Consider the following 25,853-nt stretch of genomic DNA (forward strand, 5'->3'; position numbering starts at 1 on the left):
GCGGCAGGGGTAGTTGACTGAATTAGTCGGGTACCTTTATACTTGACGGAAACGATCAAGTATTAGCTTCACCCCCACGCTTCACCCCAGAGCCCTGCACCATGAGACTGACCACCAAAGGCCGCTTCGCGGTCACTGCGATGATCGACCTGGCCATGCGCCAGGACCAGGGACCGGTCACGCTCGCCGGCATCAGCCAGCGGCAGAAAATCTCGCTGTCGTACCTGGAGCAGCTGTTCGGCAAGCTGCGCCGGCACGAGATCGTCGAAAGCGTGCGCGGCCCGGGCGGCGGCTACAGCCTTGCGCGCAAGGCCGAGGACGTCACCGTGGCGGACATCATCATCGCCGTGGACGAGCCCCTGGATGCCACCCAATGCGGCGGCAAGGGCAATTGTAACGGAGATGACGGCTCGGGGCGCTGCATGACCCACGAACTGTGGGCCACGCTGAACCAGAAGATGGTCGAGTACCTCGATTCCGTTTCCCTCAAGAACCTGGTGGACCAGCAGCGCGAGCGCCAGCCCGCCGTGCTGCACGACATGCGCGAAGACGCCGCGCAGCCGGTCGCCGCCGCCGCGCGCGGCAAGGCCGACAAGCAGGAAAAACCGGTCCGGGCCAGAATGGTGAATTCAGTTTTCAGCCTGGCGCAGTCCTGAGCGCGCCGGCAAGACAGCAACACAGCGCAGCAACACAGCGATCAGCGGTCCCTTACAAGGCAGTCATAACGATGAGCACCCCACATTTCCCCATCTACATGGATTACTCGGCCACCACGCCGGTGGACCCGCGCGTGGCGGACAAGATGATTCCGTACTTGCGCGAGCAGTTCGGCAATCCCGCGTCGCGCAGCCATGCGTACGGCTGGGAAGCGGAGCGCGCGGTGGAAGAGGCGCGCGAGCAGGTGGCCGCACTGGTCGGCGCCGACCCGCGCGAGATCGTGTGGACCTCGGGGGCGACCGAGTCGGACAACCTGGCGATCAAGGGCGCCGCGAACTTCTATTCGGGCAAGGGCAAGCACATCATCACCGTGAAGACCGAGCACAAGGCCGTGCTCGACACCACGCGCGAGCTGGAACGCCAGGGCTTTGAAGTGACCTACCTGGACGTGAAGGAAAACGGCCTGCTCGACATGGACGTGTTCAAGCAGGCGCTGCGCCCGGACACCATCCTGGTGTCGGTGATGCTGGTCAACAACGAGATCGGCGTGATCCAGGACGTCGAGCAGATCGGCGAGATCTGCCGCGAGAAGGGCATCATTTTCCATTGCGACGCCGCGCAGGCGACCGGCAAGGTGGCGATCGACCTGGGCAAGCTGAAGTGCGACCTGATGTCGTTCTCGGCCCACAAGACCTACGGCCCCAAGGGCATCGGCGCGCTGTACGTGCGCCGCAAGCCGCGCGTGCGCATCGAGGCGCAGATGCACGGCGGCGGCCATGAGCGCGGCATGCGCTCGGGCACGCTGGCCACGCACCAGATCGTCGGCATGGGCGAAGCCTTCCGCATCGCCCGCGAAGAGATGGCGACCGAAAACGAGCGCATCCGCATGCTGCGCGACCGCCTTTGGAACGGCCTGTCTGACATGGAAGAGGTCTACCTGAACGGCGACCTGGAGCACCGCGTGCCGCACAACCTGAACGTCAGCTTCAACTTCGTCGAAGGCGAGTCGCTGATCATGGCGATCAAGGACGTGGCGGTGTCGTCGGGCTCGGCCTGCACCTCGGCCTCGCTGGAGCCGTCGTATGTGCTGCGCGCGCTGGGCCGCAACGACGAGCTGGCGCACAGCTCGATCCGCTTCACGGTCGGCCGCTTCACCACCGAGCAGGAGATCGACTACACCGTCGAGCTGCTCAAGAGCAAGATCGGCAAGCTGCGCGACCTGTCGCCGCTGTGGGAAATGTTCAAGGACGGCGTCGACCTGAATTCGATCCAGTGGGCCGCGCACTGAGCGCCCACCGGATCGCGAGAGATAACAGCAAGACCCCCGTAAAAGATACGCAAGAGGTAAGCCAAATGTCATACAGCACGAAGGTTCTCGACCACTATGAAAACCCCCGCAACGTCGGCTCGTTCGACAAGAACGACGATGCGGTCGGCACCGGCATGGTCGGCGCCCCGGCTTGCGGCGACGTGATGAAGCTGCAGATCAAGGTCAACGAGGCAGGCGTGATCGAAGACGCCAAGTTCAAGACCTACGGCTGCGGCTCGGCCATCGCTTCGTCGTCGCTGGTGACCGAATGGGTCAAGGGCAAGACCGTGGACCAGGCGCTGGAGATCAAGAACACCCAGATCGCCGAGGAACTGGCGCTGCCGCCGGTGAAGATCCACTGCTCGATCCTGGCCGAAGACGCAATCAAGGCTGCCGTCGAAGACTACAAGAAGAAGCACGGCGCCGAGCAGAAGGCCGCCTGATCCAGTCGCACTGAGCACGGCACCGACGAAGGAACGCAACGATGATCACCATGACCGAGAAGGCCGCCAAGCATGTGGCGCGCTACCTGGAACGCCGCGGCAAGGGCGTGGGCCTGCGCCTGGGCGTGAAGACCACCGGCTGCTCGGGCCTGGCCTACAAGCTGGAATACGTCGACGAACTGCTGCCGGAAGACAACGTGTTCGAATCGCACGGGATCAAGGTCATCGTCGACGCCAAGAGCCTGCCGTATATCGACGGCACCGAACTCGACTACGCGCGCGAAGGGTTGAACGAAGGGTTCCGCTTCAACAACCCCAACGTCAAGGACGAGTGCGGCTGCGGCGAGTCGTTCACGGTCTGACGCGCGACAGCGCAGGCTGACGCGGGCAGGTCCGGTGGAGCGCAGCATCGTCGGCTTCCGCCGGGACGAGGAAGGCCACTGGGTGGCTGAGCTCGACTGTGGCCATGGCCAGCATGTGCGGCACGATCCGCCGTGGCAGTCGCGGCCGTGGACGCAGAGCGACGCGGGCCGCGCCGCCATGATCGGCACGCGGGTCAATTGCCTGAAGTGCGACCGCAACGAGCCGCCGGCCGCGTGGGCCAGCCAGCCCGCGCGGTAGCGGTGGCAGCATGGACGAAGGGCGGCGCGGCCGCTCTTTTTTCTTGGGGAAGCAGTTGAAAGACGATTTTTTTGCACTGTTCGGGCTGCCGGTGCAGTACGGCGTCGATGAGGCCGCGCTGGACGCGGCGTACCGGACCGTACAGTCGCAGGCGCATCCGGACCGCTTTGCCAAGGCCGGCGACGCTGAGCGCCGCGTGGCGATGCAGTGGGCCGCGCATGCCAACGAAGCCTACCGCACGCTGCGCCAGCCGCTGCGGCGCGCGACCTACCTGCTCAAGCTGCGCGGCGTCGACGTGCAGGCGGAGAACAACACCGCCATGTCGCCCGCGTTCCTGATGCAGCAGATGGAATGGCGCGAGGCGCTGCAGGACGCGGTGGAAGCACGCGCCGTGGACCGCCTCGATGCGCTGTTGCGCGAGCTGCGCGAGGAAAAGCGCGAACGCCACGCGGCGCTGGGTGCGCTGCTGGATGCCGGCGACAACGACGCGGCCGGCGGCGCGGTGCGGCAACTGATGTTTATCGAGAAGATCGAGCACGATACCAGCGAGGCCATCGACCGGCTGGAAGACTGACCGGCAAGATCGCCGGGGCCATGACACAATGGCGCCCGGCCTGAAAACCGCACGCATGCCGCCCCGCATGGCGGTTTCCCCTGCCGTACAAGACAGCGAAGAATTACCATGGCACTGCTCCAGATTTCCGAACCCGGCATGTCGCCGGCGCCCCACCAACGCCGCCTCGCCGTCGGCATCGACCTCGGCACCACCAACTCGCTGGTGGCCGCGGTGCGCAGCAGCATTCCCGAAGTGCTGGCCGACGAGCGCGGCCGCGCGCTGCTGCCGTCGGTGGTGCGTTACCTGCCTGACCGTACCGCGCATATCGGCTACCGGGCCCAGGACGAAGCGGTGCGCGACCCCAAGAACACCATCGTGTCGGTCAAGCGCTTCATGGGCCGCGGCCTGCGCGACGTCGCCAATATCGAGCACAGCCCGTACGACTTCGTCGATGCGCCCGGCATGGTGCAGATCAAGACCGCGGCGGGCGTGAAGAGCCCGGTCGAGATCTCGGCCGAGATTCTGGCCACGCTGCGCCAGCGCGCCGAAGACAGCCTCGGCGACGACCTGGTCGGCGCCGTCATCACGGTGCCGGCGTATTTCGACGAGGCTCAGCGCCAGGCGACCAAGGACGCCGCGCGCCTGGCCGGGCTGGAAGTGCTGCGCCTGCTCAACGAGCCCACCGCCGCGGCCATTGCCTACGGACTCGACAACGCCGCGGAAGGCATCTATGCCGTGTATGACCTCGGCGGCGGCACCTTCGATATCTCGGTGCTCAAGCTGACCCAGGGCGTGTTCGAGGTGATGGCCACCGGCGGCGACTCTGCGCTGGGCGGCGATGACTTCGACCAGCGCCTGCTGTGCTGGATCGTCGAGCAGGCGGGCCTGCAGCCGCTGTCGGCGCAGGACATGCGCCTGCTGATGGTGCGCGCGCGCGCCGCCAAGGAGGCACTGTCGGAAGCGGACAGCACCGTGATCGACGCGGTGCTGGAGTCCGGCGAAATCGTGCACCTGACGCTGACCGACGAGACCTTCGAGCAGATCACCGCCCACCTGGTGCAGAAGACGCTGGCGCCGGTGCGCAAGGCGCTGCGCGACGCCGGCGTGACGCCCGAAGACGTCAAGGGCGTGGTGCTGGTCGGCGGCGCCACGCGCATGCCGTCGATCCGCAAGGCGGTGGGCGACTTCTTCGGCCAGACCCCGCTGACCAACCTCGATCCGGACCGCGTGGTGGCGCTGGGCGCGGCGATGCAGGCCAACCTGCTGGCCGGCAACCATGCCCCGGGCGAGGACTGGCTGTTGCTCGACGTGATCCCGCTGTCGCTGGGCGTCGAGACCATGGGCGGCCTGGTCGAGAAGATCATTCCGCGCAACAGCACCATCCCGGTGGCGCGCGCGCAGGAATTCACCACCTTCAAGGACGGCCAGACCGCGATGGCGATCCACGTGCTGCAGGGCGAGCGCGAGCTGGCCAGCGACTGCCGTTCGCTGGCGCGCTTCGAGCTGCGCGGCATCCCGCCGATGGTGGCGGGCGCGGCGCGCATCCGCGTGACCTACCAGGTCGATGCCGACGGGCTGCTGTCGGTGACCGCGCGCGAGACGCATTCGGGCGTGGAAGCCTCGGTCACGGTCAAGCCGTCGTACGGGCTGGCCGACGACGATATCGCGCGCATGCTGCAGGACAGCTTCCGCGAGGCCGAGCACGACATGAAGAGCCGCGCGCTGGCCGAGGAACGCGTGGAAGCGGACCGCCTGGTCGAGGCCACGCAACGCGCGCTGGAAACCGACGGCGACCTGCTGTCCGCCGACGAGCGCGCCGCGGTGGAAGCGCTGATGGCGACGGTGCGCGAGATCGCCACCGGCGAAGACCATCTCGCCATCCGCGCCGCGGTGGAGCAGCTCTCGCACGGTACCGACGAATTTGCGGCGCGCCGCATGGACCGCTCGATCAAAAGCGCACTGGCGGGGCGCAAGGTGCAGGAGCTGGGCTGATCACCACCTCTGCACCGCACTACAGAACCCAGGAAACGACATGCCACAGATCATTGTTTTGCCCCACGTCGAATACTGCCCGGAAGGGAAGGTGATCGAGGCCGAGAAGGGCGTCAGCGTGCTGGATTCGCTGCTCTCCCACGGTATCGATCTAGAGCACGCGTGCGAGAAGTCCTGTGCCTGCACCACGTGCCATGTGATCGTGCGCGAGGGCTTCGACTCGCTCAACGAGGCCGAGGAGAAGGAAGAGGATTTGCTCGACAAGGCCTGGGGCCTGGAGCCGAATTCGCGCCTGTCGTGCCAGGCCATCGTCGACGAGGAAGACCTGACCGTCGAGATTCCCAAGTACACCATCAACCACGCCAAGGAAGGCCACTGAGCCGACGGCACCGATCCCTGCGGAGAACAAGCCCATGAAGTGGACCGATACCTACGCCATCGCCGAAGCCCTGTACGACAAGTTCCCGGATGTCGATCCGGCCGGCGTGCGCTTTACCGACCTGCGCCGGTGGGTGCTCGAACTCGACGGCTTTGCCGACGATCCCGCGCGCTCGGGCGAGAAGATCCTGGAGGCGATCCAGCAGGCGTGGATCGAGGAAGCGGAATGAAGTCCTGATACTAGGGAAAAGCAAAAGGCCGGCGTGATGCCGGCCTTTTGCTTTCGTGCTGGGCGACGCGATCTGATCGACCGCTCGGTTTACTCCCTCTCCCGCTTGCGGGAGAGGGTTGGGGTGAGGGCGGGAGCTTCCACGGAGTGAAGGCCGTCGCGATACGCAAGCGCTTGCCCTCACCCCCGGCCCCTCTCCCGCACGCGGGAGAGGGGAGCAAACCATCAGTCTTCCTTGCGCAGATGCGGGAACAAAATCACGTCACGAATATTCGGGCTATCCGTCAGCAGCATCACCAGCCGGTCAATGCCGATGCCGCAGCCGCCCGTCGGCGGCATGCCATATTCCAGCGCGCGGATATAGTCGGCGTCGAAGTACATCGCTTCCTCGTCGCCGGCGTCCTTCTGCTCGACCTGCTTGCGGAAGCGGTCGGCCTGGTCCTCGGCGTCGTTCAGCTCGGAGAAGCCGTTGGCAATCTCCCGCCCGGTGATGAACAGTTCGAAGCGCTCGGTGATGCCCGGCACCGTGTCCGACGCGCGCGCCAGCGGCGAGACCTCGACCGGATAGTCGACGATAAAGGTCGGCTCCCACAGTTGGCTCTCGGCGGTTTCCTCGAACAGCACCAGCTGCAGCGTGCCCAGCCCGGCGTTGAGGAACTGCGGCGCGTTGGTGTTGACGCCGAATTTCTTCAGTTCGGTGCGCAGGAACTCGGCATCGGCCAGTTGCGCGTCGGTGTACTGCGGCGCGAACTTCTGGATCGCCTGGCAGATGGTCAGGCGGTGGAACGGCCTGGACAGGTCCAGCTCGCGCTCTTGGTACGTCAGCACCGCGCTGCCGCGCGCGTCGATCGCCGCCTTGCGGATCAGGTCCTCGGTGAAGTCCATCAGCCAGCGGTAGTCGGTGTACGCCGCGTAGAACTCCATCATGGTGAACTCGGGGTTGTGGCGCGGGCTCACCCCCTCGTTGCGGAAGTTGCGGTTGATCTCGAACACGCGCTCGAAGCCGCCGACGATCAGGCGCTTCAGGTACAGCTCAGGGGCGATGCGCAGGAACATCTGCATGTCCAGCGCGTTGTGGTGCGTGATGAAGGGCTTGGCCGCGGCGCCGCCCGGGATCGGGTGCAGCATCGGCGTTTCCACTTCCATGAAGCCGGCATCGGCCATATGGCGGCGCAGCGACGAGATCGCGTCGGTGCGTGCGCGGAAGGTGTTGCGCGTTTCCGGCGACACGATCAGGTCGACATAGCGCTGGCGGTACTTCATTTCCTGGTCGGCCAGCCCGTGGAACTTGTCCGGCAGCGGGCGCAGCGACTTGGACAGCAGGCGCAGCTCGCGCACCTGCACCGACAGCTCGCCCTTGTTGGTGCGGAACAGCTCGCCGCGCGCGCTGATGATGTCGCCCAAGTCCCAGTGCTTGAAGGCAGCGTAGACCTCTTCGCCGACCTTGTCGCGGGTGATGTAGAACTGGATCTGGCCGCTGCCGTCCTGCACCGTGGCGAAGCTGGCCTTGCCCATCACGCGCTTGAGCATCATGCGCCCGGCGATGGCGACCTCGACCGGCGCAGCCTCGAGCGTGGCCTGCTCGGTGTCGGCGTACTGCGCCTGCAGCGCGGCGGCCTGGTGAGAGGGGCGGAAATCGTTGGGGAAGGCCACGCCTTGCTGGCGCAGCGCGGCCAGTTTCTCGCGCCGCTCCGCGATGATCTTGTTCTCGTCGACGGCGGGCGTGTCGGCGGCGGCCTTGTTCTGCGCCTGGGCCTGGGCGCGGTTCGGTTCGGTCATGATGTCGTGTCGGTCGCGCGCCGGCAGCGCGCGGGTTCAGTATGGCTTCAGTGTTGCGGCTTCAGTAGTTGCGGAGATCGTCCAGCTCGGTGCTGCCGAAATCCGGGCGGTGCAGGTAGGCGACGATGCGGCCGGCGGTTTCCTCGGCCGAGGCGAGCTGCTGGTTGGCCTTGAGCTCGCGGAAGCGTTGCACCTGGGCAAAATCGGCATTGCGGATGGTGGCCTGCATGCCGGTATCGATCACGCCCGGCGCCAGCGCCACCGCGCGCACAGTGCGCGGCGCCTCGGCGTGGGCGTACTCGGCGTTGACCGAGCGCATGAACATGTCGAGCCCGGCCTTGCCGGCGCAGTAGGCGCTCCAGCCTTCGATCGGGCGCCGTGCCGCGCCGGAGGAAATCGCCAGCACCTTGCGCGGGCAGCCGAACTTCTCGGTGCGCTCCAGGAACGCCGCGGTCATGGTCATCGGCGCCGCCAGGTTGGTCAGCAGGTGCGGCACCAGCGATTTTTCCTGCAGCGCCGCGACCGGCCCGATCGGCTCGACCACGCCGGCGTTCAGGATCAGCGTGGCGCTGGTCGGCGGCAGGTCGAGCGTGTCGAGCACGCTGGCCAGCCAGGTCGCCGCGGGACCGGCCTGCGCCAGGTCCTGCAGGTGCCAGGCCACCGGCACGCCGCTGAGCGTGGCGATGCGTTCGAGCTCGGTGTTGCGGCTGCGCGCGACGCAGATCAGGCGGTTGCCCGGCACCAGCAGGGCGTTGGTCAGTGCCGCGCCCAGCCCGCGCGAGGCGCCGGTGATGATGTACAGGTGATTGGCTTCGCTCATGGTGCCCCGGTCGGAAAGGCCGTCGTGCCGGCATGGCGCGGGCGGCGGTACAGCGATGGATGGGTTGCTGTGCCGCCGCCGGCCGGCGGCGGGTACGGTCTCAGAGTCCCTGCTTGAGGCTGGCTTCGATGAACGGGTCCAGGTCGCCGTCCAGCACCTTCTGGGTGTTGGACATTTCCACGTTGGTGCGCAGGTCCTTGATGCGGCTCTGGTCCAGCACGTAGGAGCGGATCTGGTGACCCCAGCCCACGTCGGTCTTGCCGGCCTCGAGCTTGTCGGCCTCGGCCTGGCGCTTGCGCATCTCGTGCTCGTACAGGCGCGACTTCAGCATCGACATGGCTTCGGCGCGGTTGCGGTGCTGCGAGCGGTCGTTCTGGCACTGCACCACGATCCCGGTCGGGATGTGCGTGATACGCACGGCCGAATCGGTCTTGTTGATGTGCTGGCCGCCGGCGCCCGAGGCGCGGTAGGTATCCACGCGCAGGTCCGCCGGGTTGATCTCGACCTCGAACGAATCGTCCACCTCGGGGTAGACGAACACCGACGAGAACGAGGTATGGCGCCCGCCCGACGAGTCGAACGGCGACTTGCGCACCAGCCGGTGCACGCCGGTTTCGGTGCGCAGGTAGCCGAAGGCGTATTCGCCCTCGATCTTGATGGTCGCGCTCTTGATGCCGGCGACGTCGCCTTCGGACTCTTCCAGCACCTCGGCCTTGAAGCCCTTGCGTTCGCAGTACTTCAGGTACTGGCGCAGCAGCATCGAGGCCCAGTCGCACGCTTCGGTGCCGCCGGCGCCGGCCTGGATGTCGATAAAGGCGTTGGCCTGGTCCATCTCGCCGGCGAACATGCGGCGGAATTCCATGTCGGCCACCACCGCCTCGAAGCCCTTGACGTCGGCCTCGATCGACTCGAGGGTCTCGTCGTCGCCTTCTTCTTTGGCGAGCTCGAACAGCTCTTCGGCACCGACGAGGTCATCGGTGAGCTTGCCCAGGACGCCGACCACGCCCTCGAGCATCTTCTTTTCTTTGCCGAGGTCCTGGGCCCGCTTGGGGTTGTTCCAGACGTCGGGGTCTTCCAGCAGGCCGTTGACTTCGTCCAGCCTTCCTACTTTGACATCGTAGTCAAAGATACCCCCGTAGATCTTCCGTCCGGGAACGGAGATCGGAGATGGCACCGGAGATGGCGTTGAGGCGTTCTGCTTCCATGATGTTCCTGCGCTTCGAAAACCTCGAATTATAGCGGATCGGCGCGGCAACCCGGGGCTTCCGGGCCGCCTCGGGCGGGCCGCGGACCGAACCGATTGGCGGACGCGCGGTCTATCCGCCGGTGCCGGGCGGCGCACGCGGCGATAATACGGGTCGCAAGCCGCCCCCGGCACAGACCAACGACAGGGACGCATGACGAAAACCAGACATGACATCGAGGCAGGCCGGCGCCGTACGCTGGGCCTGCTGCTGGCGGCCGCCGCGGCGGCGCTTACGGCCGCCTGCGGCACCACCGGCGGGCCCGTGCCGGACGGCTACTACCGCGTCGAGCGCGGCGACACGCTGTATTCGATCGCGCGCAAGCACCGTCGCAGCGTGCGCGACCTGACCCGCTGGAACAGCGACATCACCAGCCCCAGCCAGATCGAGGTGGGGCAACTGATCCGGGTGCGGCCGCCCGGCGCCGCGACCGGCAGCGCGACCGCGTCGACCGGCACCGGCCAGGCCGTGACCGATACGCCGCGCGTCGACAGTGCCGCGGCATCCCGCCCGCCGGCCAGCAGCATCCGCCTGCAATGGCCGGCCGACGGCCGCGTCACGGCCGGCTTCTCCCCGCCCGCCAGCAAGGGCCTGAGCATCGCCGTGCCGGCCAACGGCACGGTGCGCGCCGCCGCCGCCGGCCGCGCCATCCACGTCGGCAACCTGCGCGGCTACGGCATGCTGGTGATCGTCAAGCACAACGACGACTGGCTCACGGTCTACGGCAACCTGGACCAGCCGCTGGTCAGCGAAGGAACGCAGGTGTCGGCGGGGCAGGACGTGGGCCGCATGGGCGCGAGCCCGAGCGAGCTGCACTTCGAGGTGCGCGGCAACGGCAAGCCGGTGAACCCGGCCAGCTACCTGCCGTCGCGCGGCTGAGCCGGGGTGCGCTACTGCGCGTGCTCGATCACCAGCTGCACGCGTGTGACGCCGTTGAAGGTGTTGTTGTCGAGCCGGTAGGCCACCTGCGCGCTGGCGCCGAGCGAGTCGGCATGGTTGAACCAGATCGCGTCGAAGCGCTGGCTGCCGCGCCCGAGCTGCAGCTTCAGGTGCTTGCCCTTCAGCACGCTCTGGCGCAGCACGTCGAACTCGCCGCAGAAGGTCGGCGCAGGGAAGCCCTGGCCCCACACCTGCTGCTCCAGCAGGGTGACGAACTCCGGGCTGAAGCACTGGTCCTCGATATCGCCGTCGGTCTCGATCACGCGCGCCAGCTGGTCATCGGTCAGCCATTCGCGCCCGACCGCCTCGAACGCTTCCTGGAATTCGGCAAAGCGCTCGGCGCGCACGGTCAGCCCCGCCGCCATGGCGTGGCCGCCGAACTTGAGCAGCATGCCGGGATGGCGCTTGGACACCAGGTCGAGCGCATCGCGCAGGTGGAAGCCCGGGATCGAGCGGCCCGAGCCCTTGACCGTGGTGTCGTCGCCCGGCGCAAAAGTGATGGTGGGGCGGTGGAACTTGTCCTTCAGCCGCGACGCGACGATGCCGATCACGCCCTGGTGCCAGGTATCGTTGAACACGCTGACAGTGAAGCGCGACGGGTCCGGGCCGCCCACGCCGGCCATGGGCTGCTCCAGGATCTGCAGCGCTTCCTGCTGCATGCCGGCCTCGATGTCGCGCCGCTCGCGGTTCATGCTGTCCAGCTCCTGGGCGATTTCCCAGGCGCGGTTGGCGTCGTCGGTCAGCAGGCATTCGATGCCCAGCGACATGTCGGCCAGTCGTCCGGCCGCATTCAGGCGCGGACCGAGGCCGAAGCCCAGATCGAAGGTGTTGGCGCGCGCGGCCTCGCGGCCGGCGGCGCGGAACAGCGCGGCGACTCCGGGCTGCATGCGCCCGGCGCGCATGCGGCGCAGGCCCTGCGCCACCAGGATGCGGTTGTTGGTGTCGAGCTTGACCACGTCGGCCACGGTGCCTAGCGCCACCAGGTCCAGCAGCGTCTGCAGCGGCGGCTGGGTCTGCTGGGTGTAGACGCCGCGGCGGCGCAGCTCGGCGCGCAGCGCCAGCAGCACGTAGAACATCACGCCCACGCCCGCCAGGTTCTTGCTGGGGAATTCGCAGCCCGGCTGGTTCGGGTTGACGATCACCGCGGCCTGCGGCAGCTCCGCGCCCGGCAGGTGGTGGTCGGTCACCACCACGTCGATGCCCAGGGCATTGGCCGCTGCCACGCCGTCGACGCTGGCGATGCCGTTGTCGACCGTGACGATCACGTCCGGATTCTGCTTCGCCGCCAGCGCGACGATTTCCGGCGTCAGGCCATAGCCGTACTCGAAGCGGTTGGGCACGATGTACTCGACCCGCGCGCCCAGCATGCGCAGCCCGCGCACGCCCACCGCGCAGGCGGTGGCGCCGTCGCAGTCATAGTCGGCCACGATCAGCAGGCGCTTGCCGGCGGCGATGGCGTCGGCCAGGTAGGCCGCGGCGTGGCCGATCCCTTTCATGGCCGCGGGCGGCACCAGTTCGGGCAGGTCGGTGGCCAGTTCCGTGGCGCGGGCCACGCCGCGCGCGGCCAGTATCCGCGCCAGGGTCGGGTGCAGGCCGGTGGCGGCCAGCGCGCTGGCGTGTTCGGGGGAATATTGGCGGATGGCGATCCGGGTCATGGGCGGGGCGGCAGTGGGTGTCGGGGGGCGATGGCTTCAGGCTTCAGGCTTCACGCGGCAAGGGCGAGGTCGGACAGCAGCGCGCGCCAGTCGCCGCGCTGGCCCATGCCGCGCCAGAACTTGCGCAGGTCGGCGCGCCGCACGGTGAACTCGGCAAAGTGGTTCTCGCCCCCCAGCACCAGCGTGATGGCGCCGATCCGGCCGGCCGCCAGCGCTTCCAGCGCCGGAGCGAACCAGTCGGCATCGAGCGCGTGCATGCGGTCCAGCCACAGCCCCCAGTCTTCGGCGACATGCGCCTCGATGGCGCTGTCGAGCATGGCCAGCACCGGGCCCTCGAGCCCGGCCGCACCGGCCAGGCCCGCCGGCACCGGCAGCACGCGGCTGTCGGCGGCCAGCGCCAGGCCGCTCAGGAAGGGGTCGTTGCTCAGCACCGTGTCGGCCAGCCGCGGCACCGGCTGCAGCGCGCCGCCGCCGTACAGCCAGACCGAGTTGACCGGCACCTCGCCGGCGGCCTCGCGGGCCTGGTTGACGCGGTGGTCGAACCAGGTCATCTGGATTTCGTTCTGCAGCCGGCGCCAGTCGCGCGCGCGCTCGCCCGCCTGCATCCAGATGTCGATATTGCGGCCCGCCGCGCGCAGCGGCGTGGTCGCTTCGAGCGGGCCGAACACGGCCTCGGGCAGGTACCAGCGCTGCGGGCAGGGCGTTTCCAGCGCGATGCCGGATTCCTGCAGCAGCGCGTCGATGGCCTCGCGCAGCGCGGCGGCTTCCTGCGGCCGCAGGCCGAGCTGCCCCGGCGGCATCAGCACCAGGTGATCGCGCGCGGCATGAATGTGCACCGGCTGCAGGCAGGCCCAGGACTGGGCGTCGGCGGCGGCCGGGGTGTCCGCGGCCGCGCCGGCGCTGTCGGCCAGCCGCATATAGGACGCCAGCGGCACCCGCACCGTGTCCAGTCCGGCCTTGCCGGCCAGCCAGCGCTCTTGCGGCAGGCTGCGCAGGAACGGGTCGTCGTGCCGCTCGCGCGGGCCGGGCGCGGCCCGGGTCAGCAACTTTCCGAGCGCCGGCAGCTCCAATTGCCGCAGCAGCGCGCCGGGAACGACGTCGTCGCGGCCGTCGTCGCCGGCGCCGGGCGGGACGGAAAAGGGCACAATCAGGGTCAGGTGCGTCATCATGGTGGCGAGATTGTAAACTCCCGGCTGGCTCGCGCCAGTCCCGGACCCGGCCGCGACGTGACGGCAACATGGCCGCGGCGTGACCGTGGCGACGCCCGCCATGGCCGCCCTGCGTGGCGCCGGCGGCGCCCCGACGGGCACAGGCGCTTTTCCGAAACAACAGGAATCCTCTTGAAATTTCCCTACGAGTGGCAGATCGGCTGGCGATATACCCGCGCAAGCAAGCGCGCCAGCCGCAACACCTTCATTTCGTTTATCTCGATGATCTCGATGCTGGGCATCGCGCTCGGCGTGGCCGCGCTGATCGTGGTGCTGTCGGTGATGAACGGATTCCAGAAGGAAGTGCGCGACCGCATGCTGTCGGTGCTGGCGCATATCGAGGTGATCGGCCCGTCGGCGCTGCCGGACTGGCAGAAGACCGCGGCCGAGGCGCTGCAGAACAAGGAGGTGGTCGGTGCCGCGCCCTACGTGGCGGCGCAGGCCATGCTGACCCGCGACGATGCCGTGCGCGGCGTGCTGCTGCGCGGCGTGGAGCCGTCGCAGGAGCCCAAGGTGTCGGAGATCGGCAGCCAGTTCCGCGCCGGCAGCATGGCGGCGCTGGTGCCGGGCAGCTTCGGCATCGCGCTTGGCAACGAGCTGGCCAATGCCATGGGCGTTCAGGTCGGCGACAAGATCACGCTGCTGGCGCCGCAGGGCACCATCACGCCCGCGGGCGTGCTGCCGCGGCTCAAGCAGTTCACCGTGGTGGGCGTGTTTTCATCCGGCCACTTCGAGTTCGACAGCGCGCTGGCGCTGGTCAACCTGCAGGACGCCGAAACCCTATTCCGCCTGAGCGGCCCCACCGGCGTGCGCCTGAAGCTGCAGGACATGCAGCGCGCGCCGCTGGTGGCGCAGGAACTGGCCGGCACCATGTCGGGCGAGCTTTACCTGCGCGACTGGTCGAAGCAGAACCGCAACTGGTTTGCCGCGGTGCAGACCGAGAAGCGGATGATGTTCATCATCCTGACGCTGATCATCGCGGTGGCCGCGTTCAACCTGGTGTCGACGCTGGTGATGACCGTCACCGACAAGCAGGCCGACATCGCCATCCTGCGCACCATGGGCGCGCAGCCGGGCTCGATCATGAAGATCTTCATCGTGCAGGGCGTGGCCATCGGCTTTATCGGCACGCTGCTGGGCGTGGCCGGCGGCACGCTGATCGCCACCAATATCGACGTGATCGTGCCCTTCATCGAGCGGGTGCTGCACGTGCAGTTCCTGCCGCGCGACATCTATTTCATCAGCCAATTGCCTTCCGATCCCCGCGTGAACGACATCGCCACCATCGGCATCATCTCTTTCGTGCTGGCCACGCTGGCCACGCTCTACCCCAGCTGGCGCGCCGCCCGCGTCAATCCGGCGGAGGCGCTGCGCTATGAGTGAAGCCGTGCTGCAAGCCGATACTTCCGCGCCCGCTCCGGGCCTGCCGCGCACCGGTGCGCCGGTGCTGGTGGCCGAAGGCCTGACCAAGCGCTTCCGCCAGGGCGAGCTCGACGTCGACGTGCTGCGCGGCGTCGACGTGCGCGTCAATGCCGGCGAGAAGGTAGCCATCGTCGGCGCCTCGGGCTCGGGCAAAAGCACGCTGCTGCATGTGCTGGGCGGGCTCGACGAACCTGATTCCGGCCGCGTCGCGCTGCTCGGCAAGCCCTTTACCGCGCTGCGCGAGCGCGAGCGCAACGTGGTGCGCAACCGCTCGCTGGGCTTTGTCTACCAGTTCCACCACCTGCTGCCGGAATTCACCGCGCTCGACAACGTCGCGATGCCGCTGCGCATCCGCGGCCTGACCCAATCCGCCGCGCGCGAGGTTGCGCAGGCGATGCTGGAGCGCGTCGGGCTGGGCGGGCGCTCGCGCCACCGGCCGGGCGAGCTGTCCGGCGGCGAGCGCCAGCGCGTCGCCATTGCGCGCGCGCTGGTGGGGCAGCCGGCCTGTGTGCTGGCCGACGAGCCTACCGGCAATCTCGACGATCACACCGCCGGCGGCGTCTATGACCTGATGCTGGAACTGTCGCGCACGCTCGGCACCAGCTTCGTCATCGTTACCCACGACCTCGACCTGGCCGGCCGCTGTGACCGCGTGCTGCGGCTGCGCGACGGCCACCTGCACCAGGAACGCTGAAGCGGCCGCGGCCATGTGGATCGACACCCATTGCCACCTCGACGCCGGCGAGTTCGACGCGGACCGCGAGCAGGTCACCGACGCGGCCGAGGCCGCCGGCGTGCGCGGCATCGTGGTGCCGGCGGTGGCCGCGTGGAACTTCGACACCGTGCGCGCGCTGGCGCAGCGCGATGCGCGCTGCGTCTATGCGCTGGGCATCCATCCGCTGTGCTCGCCCGGCGCGGGCCAGGCCGATCTCGACACGCTGCGCCGCGAAGTGGCTGCCAGCATGGACGACTCGCGCTTCGTCGGCATCGGCGAGATCGGGCTCGACTTCTTCGTCGCGGGGCTGGATGCGGACCACCAGACCTGGCTTTACGTCGAACAACTGAAGATCGCGCGCGAGTTCGACCTGCCCGTGCTGCTGCACGTGCGCAAGTCGCAGGACCAGGTCGGCGCGCAGCTGCGCAAGCTCGGCGTCAAACGCGGCATCGCCCACGCCTTCAACGGCAGCAACGAACAGGCGCGGCGCTTCGTCGAGCAGGGCCTGAAGCTGGGCTTCGGCGGCAACGTCACCTTCAGCCGCGCGCGCCAGATCCGCCGGCTGGCGACCGAGCTGCCGCTGGAAGCCTTGGTGCTGGAAACCGATGCGCCGGACATTGCGCCGGCGTGGCTGTCGGACGACCAGTTCGGCGAACAGCACAAGGCGCGCAACACGCCCGCCGAGGTGGCCGGCGTGGCGCGCGTGATGGCGGAACTGCGCGGCATCGATGCCCTGACGCTGGCGCAGGCGACCTGGCGCAATGCCGTGGCGGCGCTGCCGCGGCTGGCGGCGTTCGCCGACACCATGGCGCCTCCGCTCGCTGGCGGTTACACAACTTCCACGCCTTCTTGACAGGTTGACACGCTTGCCGCGCCTGCGCGCGGGTACAACTCCGGTCATGCAAGATCATCGGAGGAGGTGCCGTGCGTCGCTTCGTGGTGGCATTCGTGGCAGGGTGCTGGACCCTGCAGCAGCAATCGACGCTGCCGCAGGCGCACGGCCTGCGCCTGGGCGCCGCGCTGCTGGCGTTGTGTGGCATTGGCGTGGCCCTGTGGGGCAGGCGCCTGCCTGCCATGCTGCAAGGCCTGGTGCTGGCAGTGCTGGCCTTTGCCATGGCGTTCTGCTGGGCCGGCTGGCGCGCCGAGCTGCGCCTGCGCGAATGGCTGCCCGTGGCGCTGGAAGCGCGCGACCTCGACGTGCGCGGGGTGGTCTCAGGGCTGCCCACCCAAACCGTCACCGGCACACGCTTCGCTTTCACTGTCGAGCAGTCAGCCGGTTCAGACGCGTGGTTGCCGGGTCGGGTCATCCTCAACTGGCGCGACGCGCCGCCAGCCTTGAGCCCAGGGCAACGCTTCACGCTGACGCTGCGCCTGCGGCGCCCGCGCGGCCTCGCCAATCCGTTCGGCTTCGATTACGCCTACTGGCTGCTGGCGCAAGGCTATGGCGCGACCGGATACGTGCGCCGCGCCCACGGTCCGCCGCAGGATGCAGCGTCGGAGCGGCTGGCCTGGCGCATCGAAGCCTGGCGCGCCGCCGTGCGCGACCACCTGCGCGCCGCGCTGCCGGCCGGGGCGCGCTATGGCGCGGTGCTGGTCGCGCTGGTGATCGGCGACCAGCGCGGCATCGAGGCGGAAGACTGGCAGTTGTTCCGGCGCACCGGGGTGAGCCACCTGGTGGCCATTTCGGGGCTCCATATCACCATGGTGGCCGGCATGGCGGCGTCGCTCACCGGACTGCTGTGGCGCCATTCGCTCGGCTTAGGCCGCTGCCTGCGCCGGCCGTTGCCCCTGTGGCTGCCGGCCCGGCAAGCCGCGCTGGTGATGGCAGTGGCCACCGCGCTGGGTTACGGCATGCTGGCCGGCATGCAGATCCCGGCCCTGCGCACCGTCGCCATGCTCTGCGTCGCGGCGGTCGCGGTGTGGGGGGCACGCGCGCCGCCGGCATCGGTGGTGCTCGCCTGCGCCGCGCTGGTGGCACTGCTGGTGGACCCGTGGGCGGTGATGCTGCCGGGTTTCTGGCTGTCCTTCGGTGCCGTCGCGGTGATCTTCTTCGCTGCGCGGCCGGGACGGGACGCCGCGATGGCGGGGCGCTGGCAACGGCTGCGGGCCACGCTTGCCGCGGGAGCGCGCACTCAGTGGGCCGTGACTATCGGGCTGGTGCCACTGACGCTGCTGCTGTTCGGCCAGGTCTCGGTGGTGTCGCCGTTTGCCAACGCCGTAGCAATCCCGGTGGTCAGCCTGCTGGTGACGCCGCTGGCGCTGCTGGGCGCCGCGCTGCCGCTGTGGCTGGCCGCGCCGGTGATGACGTTTGCCCACTTTGCCATGCAGTGGCTGGCTGCCGTGCTGCAATGGTTCGCCATGCTGCCCGGGGCGATGTGGGAGGCCGCCAGCGCCGGGCCGGTGGCGCTGCTGCTGGCCGCGCTTGGCGTGGCGCTGCTGGTGGCGCCGGTGGCTTCGGCACGCCTGCGCCGGCATGGCGGGCTGCTGATGCTGCCGATGCTGGTGGCGCGTGGCCCGCCGGTGGCCGAAGGCCAGTTCCGCGCGGTGATGTTCGACGTCGGGCAGGGCACGGCGGTGCTGGTGCGTACCCGCTCACACGCGCTGCTGTACGACACGGGGCCGGGCTATGCCAGCGGTTCCAGCGCGGGCGCGCAGGTGGTGGTACCGCTATTGCGCGCCGAGGGGGTGACGCGGCTCGACCACCTGATGGTCAGCCATGAAGACATCGATCATGCCGGCGGCGTGGCGGACATTGCGGGAACGGTCGACGTGGTGGCACGCAGCACCGGTGCGCCTGCCGGCCATCCGCTGCTGGGAGCACCCTATCCCGGAGCTGGTCCAGCCGAATGGAGCCCATGCGCGGCGGGGCAGGGATGGGAGTGGGACGGCGTGCGCTTTGCCGTGCTGCACCCGTTGCCTGAGCAGTCGCAGCAGGCCGCCATCGCCAGCAATGCGCGCAGTTGCGTGCTGCGCGTGGACACTGCCGCGCACAGCCTGCTGCTGACCGGCGATATCGGCCTGGCGCAGGAGCGTGCGTTGATCGGGCGCATGCCGGCCGAAGCCTTGCGCGCCGACGTGCTGGTGGTGGCGCATCACGGCAGCGCGACGTCGTCCGGCGCGGACTGGATCGAGGCGGTCGGGCCCGCGGCCGCGGTGTTCCAGCTGGGCTATGGCAACCGCTATCGCCACCCGAACGCCGAAGTCTGGGAGCGCTTTGGCCGCGCGGGCATCCCGCGCTATCGCACCGACGAAACCGGCGCCGTGACCATGGACACGGCCCGCGCGGGTTACACGCTGTCGATGTTCCGGCAGGCGGAGCCGCGCTACTGGCGGGAACGGCCGGCGGCGCCGCGCTAGGGCGCGCCGGCGCCGCCGGCAGTCAACCGGCCTTGCGGCGGCTGGGGCGCGCCGCGGGGGGTACCGGCCTGGCAGGCGTGGCCGGCCCGGCCGCCGCGGTGCGGTTCCGGCTTCGTGCCGGGGCCGGCTCGGCGCCGGCGATGCGACGCTCGCGCAGATGCGCCTTGGCGCGCTGCAGGCGCGGCGCGACGGTGTCCGCGCGCGCCAGCGCGACGCCGGCGGCGAGCACGTCGCCCAGCACCAGGTGGCTGATGCGCGAGGTCATCGGCGTGTAGACCTCGCTGTCTTCCTCGACGTCCGAGAACACGCAGACATCGGCCAGCCGGGCCAGCGGCGAGCCGCTGTGGGTCAGCGCCAGCACGCTGGCGCCGCTGCTGCGCGCCAGCGTGGCGGCGGTCAGCATGTCCCAGGTGCGGCCGCTGTTGGAAACCAGCACGGCCACGTCGCCCGGCGCCAGCAGCGCCGCCGACATGCTGAACACGTGCGGGTCGGCATAGGCGACGGTCGGCATGCCCAGGCGGAAGAACTTGTGCTGCAGGTCCAGCGCGACGATGCCGGAGTTGCCGCAGCCATAGAACTCGATGCGGCGCGCGCCGGCGAGCAGTTGGATGCCATGTTCGATCTGGTCGGCCGACAGGGCGTTGCGCACGCTCATCAGCGTGGCAATGGTGCGGTCGAACACCTTGCCGGCGATGTCCGCCGGGCGGTCGTCGGCGGCGACATCCTGGTGCACGAAGGGCGTGCCGCCGCCGACGTTCTGCGCGAACTGCAGCTTGAATTCACGGAAGCCGTCGTAGCCCAGCGCCGCGCAGAAGCGCGCGATGGTGGGCTGCGACACGCCGGCGCGTTCCGCCAGCTCCGGCATCGACAGCCGGATCACGGCGGCGCCGTGGCGGGCGACATAGTCCGCCAGGCGGCGTTCTGAGGGGCGAAGGGTGTCGTAGACGGCAAGGATGCGGTCGCGCATGGCGGCAGGCGGCGGTATCGGTGTGGAAAGTGTATGTAGAGATTCTACATTGATTGGCGCGGAATATTGCCTGAGATGAGGACTTGTTGGCTCTTCGGGTTTGTCCTGATAAGTGCATATTCGCCCTGATTTTCCTGCGAGGGCGTGTCGACGGACGGCAGGTGCTGGGTATAATGGCGCCCGATCTGTAGAAAATCTACAGGCGATAGCGCCGCTGCGGCGCCCGTCGCCCGCCTCATTCTGCCCACAAGGACCGTCATCGCTATGCCTTCCGTCGTCCATGCCGAGCTTCAGGCCGTTACCGACCGCATCGTTGCACGCAGCCGCGCCAGCCGTGCCGCCTACCTTGCTCGCTGCGAGCGTGCGCAGGCGGAACTGGCGCCGTTGCGCGGCATGTCGTGCGCCAACCTGGCGCACGGCTTTGCCGCGCTGCCCGCCAGCGACAAGCTGAAGCTGCGCGTCGAGCATGCGCCCAACCTGGGCATTGTCACCGCGTACAACGACATGCTGTCGGCGCACCAGCCCTACGAGCGCTATCCCGCCGTGATTCGCGAGGCCGCGCGCGCAATCGGCGCAGTGGCGCAGGTGGCGGGCGGAGTGCCGGCGATGTGCGACGGCATCACGCAGGGCAACGCCGGCATGGAGCTGTCGCTGTTCTCGCGTGATGCGATTGCCATGGGCACGGCGGTGGCGCTGTCGCACAACACCTTCGATGCCGCGCTGATGCTGGGGGTGTGCGACAAGATCGTGCCGGGGCTGCTGATGGGCGCGCTGCAGTTCGGCCACCTGCCGATGGTGTTCGTCCCCGCGGGCCCGATGGCCAGCGGGCTGCCCAACAAGGAAAAGGCACGTGTGCGCCAGCTCTACGCCACCGGCCAGGTCGGGCGCGACGCGCTGCTGGAAGCCGAATGCCAGGCGTATCACGGCGCCGGCACCTGCACCTTCTACGGCACCGCCAACAGCAACCAGTTCCTGATGGAAATCATGGGCCTGCACCTGCCTGGCGCGGCCTTCGTCCATCCGGACAGCGGCCTGCGCGATGCGCTGACGGCCGCGGCGGCACAGCGAGCGATTGCGCTGCGCGCACGCAGCGACGACTATCTGCCGCTGGCGCGCATCGTCGACGAGCGTGCCATCGCCAATGCCATGGTCGGCCTGCTGGCTACCGGCGGCTCGACCAACCACACCATCCACCTGGTGGCGATGGCGCGCGCCGCCGGCATCGTTATCGACTGGAACGATTTCGACCTGCTGTCGCGCATCACGCCGCTGCTGGCGCGCGTCTATCCCAACGGCTCGGCCGATGTGAACCATTTCCATGCCGCCGGCGGCGCCGGCTTCGTGATTCGCGAGCTGCTGCAGGCCGGCCTGCTGCACGAGGACGTGCAGACCGTGGCCGGCCCGGGCCTGGCTCGTTATGCGCAGGAACCGGTGATGACGGACGGCGTGCTGCACTGGCGCGACGGCGCCGCACAGAGCGGCGACCCGCAGGTGCTGGCGACGGCCGCCGCACCGTTCTCCGCCGAGGGCGGCCTGCGGCTGATGCAGGGCAACCTGGGGCGCGGCGTGATCAAGGTCTCGGCGGTCGCGCCCGAGCACCGCGTGGTCGAAGCCCCGGTGCGGGTGTTCGATTCGCAGGAGGCGCTGCAGGCGGCGTTCGACGCTGGCGAACTGGGCGGCGACGTGGTCGCGGTGGTGCGTTTCCAGGGGCCGAATGCCAACGGCATGCCGGAACTGCACCGGCTGACGCCGGTGCTGGGCGCGCTGCAGGACGCCGGCCACAAGGTGGCGCTGGTGACCGACGGGCGCATGTCCGGCGCCTCGGGCAAGGTGCCGGCGGTGATCCACGTCGGTCCCGAGGCGCTGGCGGGCGGCGCGCTGGCGCGCGTGCGTGACGGCGACCGCATCCGGGTCGACGCCGTCGCCGGCACGCTGCAATGGCTGGGCGACGAGGCCGAATTCGCGGCGCGGGCGCCGGCACGCGCGCCGGCCGATCCGTTCGCGCAGTTCAGCCTGGGACGCGGCTTGTTCGGCCTGTTCCGGCGCCACGCGCGGATCGCCGAAGAGGGCGGCAGCGCACTCGATCTGTCCGAGCTGGATGCCGCAGCGGCTGGCGCCGACGGCCGTACCGCCGAGTTGCGATCCGTCGCACAATAAACGGACCAGGACAGGCAACCGACAAGGATGGCACCACCATCCGATACCAAGACCGACGGAGCAGACATGATCTATATCCTGATGGGCGTTTCCGGCAGCGGCAAGACCACGGTCGGCCAGTTGCTGGCGCAGCGGCTGGGCTGCGGCTTCCATGACGCCGACGACTTCCACAGCGATGCCAACAAGGCCAAGATGCACGCCGGCATTCCGCTGACCGACGAAGACCGCTGGCCGTGGCTGGCCGCGATGCGCGCGGCCATCGACACCGCCCGCGCCGAAGGCCGCACCCATGTGTTCACCTGCTCGGCGCTGCGCCAGGCTTACCGCGACCGCCTGACCCCGCCCGATGGCGGGGTGACCTTCGTGTTCATGAAGGGGGATGCCGCACTGATCGGCCAGCGCCTGTCCGCGCGCACCGAGCATTTCTTCAACCCGGAACTGCTGCAAAGCCAGTTCAATACGCTCGAAGAACCCGGCGACGCGCTGGCGCTCGATATCCGCCAGTCACCTGAAGCGCTGGTGGACACCATCCTGCAGGCCACCGTGCGGCAGGGGGCCGGCGCGGCGCGCTGACCTTCCGCCAGCGTGCCCACGAAGGGGCATGGTTCGGCGCGAGCTCCGGCTTTTTCCATGGATCGCAACCACGGCCGCCGGCCTCGCTGGCGGCCGTTTTTGCGTGCGCTGGCAGGCATCTTGCTAGCCTGGTTTCGGTGCCGCTGCGGCGCGGGAGCGGCGGCACGGGCGGCCCGCCGCGCCACCTTGCGGCTTTCGCCGACACGGGTATGCTGGAAGGGCCAGTGACTCGACGGCATCACCGCGGCTTGCGCCAACCGGCGAGGGGGCGCGGCGGGGCAAGAATGCCAGGGTAACCAGGGCGGCCGGCAGCGGCGCCCGCGACATGGAGGAGCGGCCATCATGGCGGCGCGGTACTTCGACGAGATGCTGGACTGGCGCGAGGACAATGCGCCGGCGCTGATCCACGCAGGGCAGACCTTGCCTGAAGGGGCGGTACGCCCGCACTACCGGCATTTCGCCGAATGGCTGGCGCGCCAGACCGAAAGCACCATGGCCAACAAGCGCGCCGAGGCCGACCTGGTGTTCCGGCGCGTGGGCATCACCTTCGCCGTCTACGGCGACAAGGATGAAGCCAACAGCGGCACCGAGCGCACCATTCCGTTCGACGTGGTGCCGCGCATTTTCCCCGCGAGCGAATGGGCACTGCTGGAAAAAGGCCTGCGCCAGCGCGTGGCCGCGCTGAACCGCTTCATCCACGATATCTACCACGGCCAGGACATCATCCGCGCCGGCGTGATCCCGCCCGACCAGATCTACAACAATGCCCAGTACCGGCCTGAGATGCTCGGCGTCAGCGTGCCGCACGACGTCTATGCGCATGTCGCCGGCATCGACGTGGTGCGTGCCGGCGAGGGCGAGTTCTACGTGCTGGAAGACAACCTGCGCGTGCCGTCGGGCGTGTCGTACATGCTCGAGAACCGCAAGATGATGATGCGCCTGTTCCCGGACCTGTTCGCGCGCAACCGCGTGGCGCCGGTGGCGCACTATCCCGACCTGCTGCTCGACATGCTGCGCGGGGTTTCGCCGCAGGCCATCGCCGATCCCACCGTGGTGGTGCTGACGCCCGGCATGTACAACTCGGCGTACTTCGAGCACGCCTTCCTGGCGCAGCAGATGGGGGTGGAACTGGTCGAAGGCAGCGACCTCTTCGTCGAGGATAACCACCTGTTCATGCGCACCACGCAGGGGCCGCAACGCATCGACGTGATCTACCGGCGCGTCGACGACGACTTCCTCGATCCGCTCGCGTTCCGCCCCGATTCCGCGCTAGGCGCCGCGGGGCTGCTGTCGGTCTACCGCGCCGGCAACGTGACCATCTGCAATGCGATCGGCACCGGCGTGGCCGACGACAAGTCGATCTACCCCTATGTGCCGGACATGATCCGCTTCTACCTGGGCGAAGAAGCCATCCTGAGCAACGTGCCGACCTACATGTGCCGGCGCGCCGAGGACCTGCAGTACGTGCTGGACCATATGGCCGAACTGGTGGTCAAGGAAACCCATGGCGCCGGCGGCTACGGCATGCTGGTCGGGCCGGCGGCGACGCGCGCCGAGATCGATGCCTTCCGCGAGGTGGTCCGCGCCAGGCCCGAGCAGTACATCGCGCAGCCCACGCTGGCGCTGTCGACCTGCCCGACCTATGTCGAGGCCGGCATCGCGCCGCGCCATATCGACCTGCGCCCGTTCGTGCTGTCGGGCAAGGAGGTGCGCATGGTGCCGGGCGGGCTGACGCGCGTGGCGCTGCGCGAGGGCTCGCTGGTGGTGAATTCCTCGCAGGGTGGCGGCACCAAGGACACCTGGGTGCTGGAACGATGAACGCCGATTCGGGAGAGCCCGCATGCTGAGCCGCACCGCCGACCACCTGTTCTGGATGGCCCGCTACACCGAGCGCGCGGAAAACACCGCGCGCATGCTCGACGTCAACTACCAGACCTCGCTGCTGCCGCAATCGGCCGAAGTGGCCGAGCAGGGCTGGTGGGCCATGCTCGATATCTCGGAGCTGACCGACGTCTTCGACCACAAGTACGGCCTGCTGTCGCGCGACGACGTGATCGACTTCATGGTGCGCGACATGACCAACGCCTCGTCGATCATGAGCTGCCTGCGCGCGGCGCGCGAGAACGCGCGCGCGGTGCGCGGCTCGCTCACCACCGAGGTCTGGGAAACCGTCAACACCACCTGGCTGGAGGTGCAGCGCCTGATCGCCGACGGCGTGCTGAAGGAAGATCCGGCGCGCTTCTTCGAATGGGTCAAGTTCCGTTCGCACCTGGCGCGCGGGGTGCAATTCGGCACCATGCTCAAGGACGATGCCTTTCATTTCATGCGGCTGGGCACCTTCCTGGAGCGCGCCGACAATACCGCGCGCATTCTCGACGTCAAGTTCCAGGCGTCTAACGGCCGGGAGGTCGAGGAGCTCGAGGCCAGGCCCGACCAGGGTGCCCACAACGATTTCTACCACTGGGCGGCGATCCTGCGCTCGGTGTCGGGCTTCGAGGTCTACCGCAAGGTCTATCGCGCGGTGATCACGCCGCAGCGCGTGGCCGAGCTGCTGATCCTGCGCCCCGACATGCCGCGTTCGCTGGTGTCGAGCATGGACGAGGTGGTGGCGATCCTGCATACGGTGCGCAACCAGCATTCTGCGGAAACCGAGCGGCAGGCTGGTAAACTCCACGCCGACCTGAAGTACGCGCGCATCGACGATATCTTTGCCGTCGGCCTGCATGCGTACCTGACCAGCTTCCTGGAGCGCATCGGCGACCTCGGCAACGGCATCAGCCGGGACTTCCTGGTGCCGCTGCAGGCAGCCTGACCCGGGCCGCCGGCAGTCCC

24 protein-coding genes are annotated in these 25,853 nt (G+C 68.7%); 18 read left to right on the top strand and 6 right to left on the bottom strand.

The window, feature by feature from the left end:
* The first annotated feature begins 101 nt into the window (after positions 1 to 101).
* The 9 genes from iscR (at position 102) to iscX (ending at position 6,186) form a co-directional block, all read left to right on the top strand.
* Positions 102 to 656: a Fe-S cluster assembly transcriptional regulator IscR gene (iscR, locus tag ACEI37_RS16365; protein WP_011614910.1), complete on the top strand. Its 555-nt coding sequence runs from the start codon at positions 102 to 104 to the stop codon at positions 654 to 656.
* 65 nt (positions 657 to 721) lie between these two features.
* Positions 722 to 1,945: an IscS subfamily cysteine desulfurase gene (locus tag ACEI37_RS16370; protein ID WP_373380271.1), complete on the top strand. Its 1,224-nt coding sequence runs from the start codon at positions 722 to 724 to the stop codon at positions 1,943 to 1,945.
* Between the two features lie 65 nt (positions 1,946 to 2,010).
* Positions 2,011 to 2,409, top strand: coding sequence for a Fe-S cluster assembly scaffold IscU (gene iscU, locus ACEI37_RS16375; RefSeq protein ID WP_010809025.1), 399 nt, complete (start codon positions 2,011 to 2,013; stop codon positions 2,407 to 2,409).
* Positions 2,410 to 2,450: 41 nt separating this feature from the next.
* Positions 2,451 to 2,771 carry an iron-sulfur cluster assembly protein IscA gene (iscA, locus tag ACEI37_RS16380; protein ID WP_012352433.1) on the top strand — a complete coding sequence of 107 codons (321 nt, stop codon included), beginning with the start codon at positions 2,451 to 2,453 and terminating at the stop codon, positions 2,769 to 2,771.
* 34 nt (positions 2,772 to 2,805) lie between these two features.
* On the top strand, positions 2,806 to 3,030 hold the full coding sequence (locus ACEI37_RS16385) for a DUF3565 domain-containing protein (RefSeq protein ID WP_373379761.1): 225 nt from the start codon (positions 2,806 to 2,808) through the stop codon (positions 3,028 to 3,030).
* Between the two features lie 55 nt (positions 3,031 to 3,085).
* Positions 3,086 to 3,604: a Fe-S protein assembly co-chaperone HscB gene (gene hscB, locus ACEI37_RS16390; RefSeq protein ID WP_373379762.1), complete on the top strand. Its 519-nt coding sequence runs from the start codon at positions 3,086 to 3,088 to the stop codon at positions 3,602 to 3,604.
* A gap of 108 nt (positions 3,605 to 3,712) precedes the next feature.
* The gene (gene hscA / locus ACEI37_RS16395) at positions 3,713 to 5,578 is read left to right on the top strand and encodes a Fe-S protein assembly chaperone HscA (protein WP_373379763.1); all 1,866 of its coding nucleotides are present in this window, start codon (positions 3,713 to 3,715) and stop codon (positions 5,576 to 5,578) included.
* 40 nt (positions 5,579 to 5,618) lie between these two features.
* Positions 5,619 to 5,957: an ISC system 2Fe-2S type ferredoxin gene (fdx, locus tag ACEI37_RS16400; RefSeq protein WP_025582290.1), complete on the top strand. Its 339-nt coding sequence runs from the start codon at positions 5,619 to 5,621 to the stop codon at positions 5,955 to 5,957.
* A 34-nt stretch (positions 5,958 to 5,991) separates the two neighbouring features.
* Positions 5,992 to 6,186 (top strand): Fe-S cluster assembly protein IscX, encoded by a 195-nt coding sequence (gene iscX / locus ACEI37_RS16405; RefSeq protein ID WP_018006908.1) that lies wholly within the window; start codon positions 5,992 to 5,994, stop codon positions 6,184 to 6,186.
* 224 nt (positions 6,187 to 6,410) lie between these two features.
* On the opposite strand, the gene lysS is transcribed toward iscX, so the two are convergent.
* From lysS to prfB, 3 genes are all read right to left on the bottom strand, one after another.
* Positions 6,411 to 7,964: a lysine--tRNA ligase gene (gene lysS, locus ACEI37_RS16410; RefSeq protein ID WP_373379764.1), complete on the bottom strand. Its 1,554-nt coding sequence runs from the start codon at positions 7,962 to 7,964 to the stop codon at positions 6,411 to 6,413.
* Between the two features lie 61 nt (positions 7,965 to 8,025).
* Positions 8,026 to 8,784: an SDR family oxidoreductase gene (locus ACEI37_RS16415; RefSeq protein WP_373379765.1), complete on the bottom strand. Its 759-nt coding sequence runs from the start codon at positions 8,782 to 8,784 to the stop codon at positions 8,026 to 8,028.
* 100 nt (positions 8,785 to 8,884) lie between these two features.
* Positions 8,885 to 9,989 (bottom strand): peptide chain release factor 2 gene (gene prfB / locus ACEI37_RS16420; RefSeq protein ID WP_373379766.1). Its coding sequence is split into 2 segments (ribosomal slippage): positions 8,885 to 9,907 and positions 9,909 to 9,989, totalling 1,104 coding nucleotides; the frame shifts between segments, so codons are not numbered across the junction.
* Positions 9,990 to 10,181: 192 nt separating this feature from the next.
* On the opposite strand from prfB, the gene ACEI37_RS16425 reads away from it, so the two are divergent.
* On the top strand, positions 10,182 to 10,907 hold the full coding sequence (locus tag ACEI37_RS16425; protein WP_373379767.1) for a peptidoglycan DD-metalloendopeptidase family protein: 726 nt from the start codon (positions 10,182 to 10,184) through the stop codon (positions 10,905 to 10,907).
* A gap of 11 nt (positions 10,908 to 10,918) precedes the next feature.
* On the opposite strand, the gene recJ is transcribed toward ACEI37_RS16425, so the two are convergent.
* Both recJ and ACEI37_RS16435 read right to left on the bottom strand, forming a co-directional pair.
* Positions 10,919 to 12,622, bottom strand: coding sequence for a single-stranded-DNA-specific exonuclease RecJ (recJ, locus tag ACEI37_RS16430; RefSeq protein ID WP_373379768.1), 1,704 nt, complete (start codon positions 12,620 to 12,622; stop codon positions 10,919 to 10,921).
* Between the two features lie 50 nt (positions 12,623 to 12,672).
* Positions 12,673 to 13,791 carry a hypothetical protein gene (locus ACEI37_RS16435; protein WP_373379769.1) on the bottom strand — a complete coding sequence of 373 codons (1,119 nt, stop codon included), beginning with the start codon at positions 13,789 to 13,791 and terminating at the stop codon, positions 12,673 to 12,675.
* A 171-nt stretch (positions 13,792 to 13,962) separates the two neighbouring features.
* Between ACEI37_RS16435 and ACEI37_RS16440 the strand changes: the two genes are divergently transcribed.
* The 4 genes from ACEI37_RS16440 (at position 13,963) to ACEI37_RS16455 (ending at position 19,324) form a co-directional block, all read left to right on the top strand.
* Positions 13,963 to 15,213: a lipoprotein-releasing ABC transporter permease subunit gene (locus ACEI37_RS16440; protein ID WP_373379770.1), complete on the top strand. Its 1,251-nt coding sequence runs from the start codon at positions 13,963 to 13,965 to the stop codon at positions 15,211 to 15,213.
* A complete protein-coding gene (lolD, locus tag ACEI37_RS16445; RefSeq protein WP_373379771.1) occupies positions 15,206 to 15,946 on the top strand; it encodes a lipoprotein-releasing ABC transporter ATP-binding protein LolD in 741 nt (246 codons plus the stop codon). The genes ACEI37_RS16440 and lolD overlap by 8 nt, the downstream gene beginning before the upstream one ends.
* A 13-nt stretch (positions 15,947 to 15,959) precedes the next feature.
* Positions 15,960 to 16,820 carry a TatD family hydrolase gene (locus ACEI37_RS16450; protein ID WP_373379772.1) on the top strand — a complete coding sequence of 287 codons (861 nt, stop codon included), beginning with the start codon at positions 15,960 to 15,962 and terminating at the stop codon, positions 16,818 to 16,820.
* 71 nt (positions 16,821 to 16,891) lie between these two features.
* On the top strand, positions 16,892 to 19,324 hold the full coding sequence (locus ACEI37_RS16455; protein WP_373379773.1) for a DNA internalization-related competence protein ComEC/Rec2: 2,433 nt from the start codon (positions 16,892 to 16,894) through the stop codon (positions 19,322 to 19,324).
* Positions 19,325 to 19,346: 22 nt separating this feature from the next.
* Here ACEI37_RS16455 and ACEI37_RS16460 read toward each other — a convergent pair whose 3' ends face one another.
* On the bottom strand, positions 19,347 to 20,291 hold the full coding sequence (locus tag ACEI37_RS16460; RefSeq protein ID WP_373379774.1) for a MurR/RpiR family transcriptional regulator: 945 nt from the start codon (positions 20,289 to 20,291) through the stop codon (positions 19,347 to 19,349).
* Positions 20,292 to 20,555: 264 nt separating this feature from the next.
* On the opposite strand from ACEI37_RS16460, the gene edd reads away from it, so the two are divergent.
* The 4 genes from edd (at position 20,556) to ACEI37_RS16480 (ending at position 25,833) form a co-directional block, all read left to right on the top strand.
* On the top strand, positions 20,556 to 22,448 hold the full coding sequence (gene edd, locus ACEI37_RS16465) for a phosphogluconate dehydratase (protein WP_373379775.1): 1,893 nt from the start codon (positions 20,556 to 20,558) through the stop codon (positions 22,446 to 22,448).
* Positions 22,449 to 22,514: 66 nt separating this feature from the next.
* The gene (locus tag ACEI37_RS16470; RefSeq protein ID WP_116294777.1) at positions 22,515 to 23,021 is read left to right on the top strand and encodes a gluconokinase; all 507 of its coding nucleotides are present in this window, start codon (positions 22,515 to 22,517) and stop codon (positions 23,019 to 23,021) included.
* Positions 23,022 to 23,363: 342 nt separating this feature from the next.
* On the top strand, positions 23,364 to 24,839 hold the full coding sequence (locus ACEI37_RS16475) for a circularly permuted type 2 ATP-grasp protein (RefSeq protein WP_373379776.1): 1,476 nt from the start codon (positions 23,364 to 23,366) through the stop codon (positions 24,837 to 24,839).
* Between the two features lie 22 nt (positions 24,840 to 24,861).
* Positions 24,862 to 25,833: an alpha-E domain-containing protein gene (locus ACEI37_RS16480; protein WP_373379777.1), complete on the top strand. Its 972-nt coding sequence runs from the start codon at positions 24,862 to 24,864 to the stop codon at positions 25,831 to 25,833.
* Positions 25,834 to 25,853: the final 20 nt, after the last annotated feature.

Origin of the sequence: Cupriavidus nantongensis, from assembly GCF_041726985.1 — a bacterium.
GTDB lineage: Bacteria > Pseudomonadota > Gammaproteobacteria > Burkholderiales > Burkholderiaceae > Cupriavidus > Cupriavidus nantongensis_A.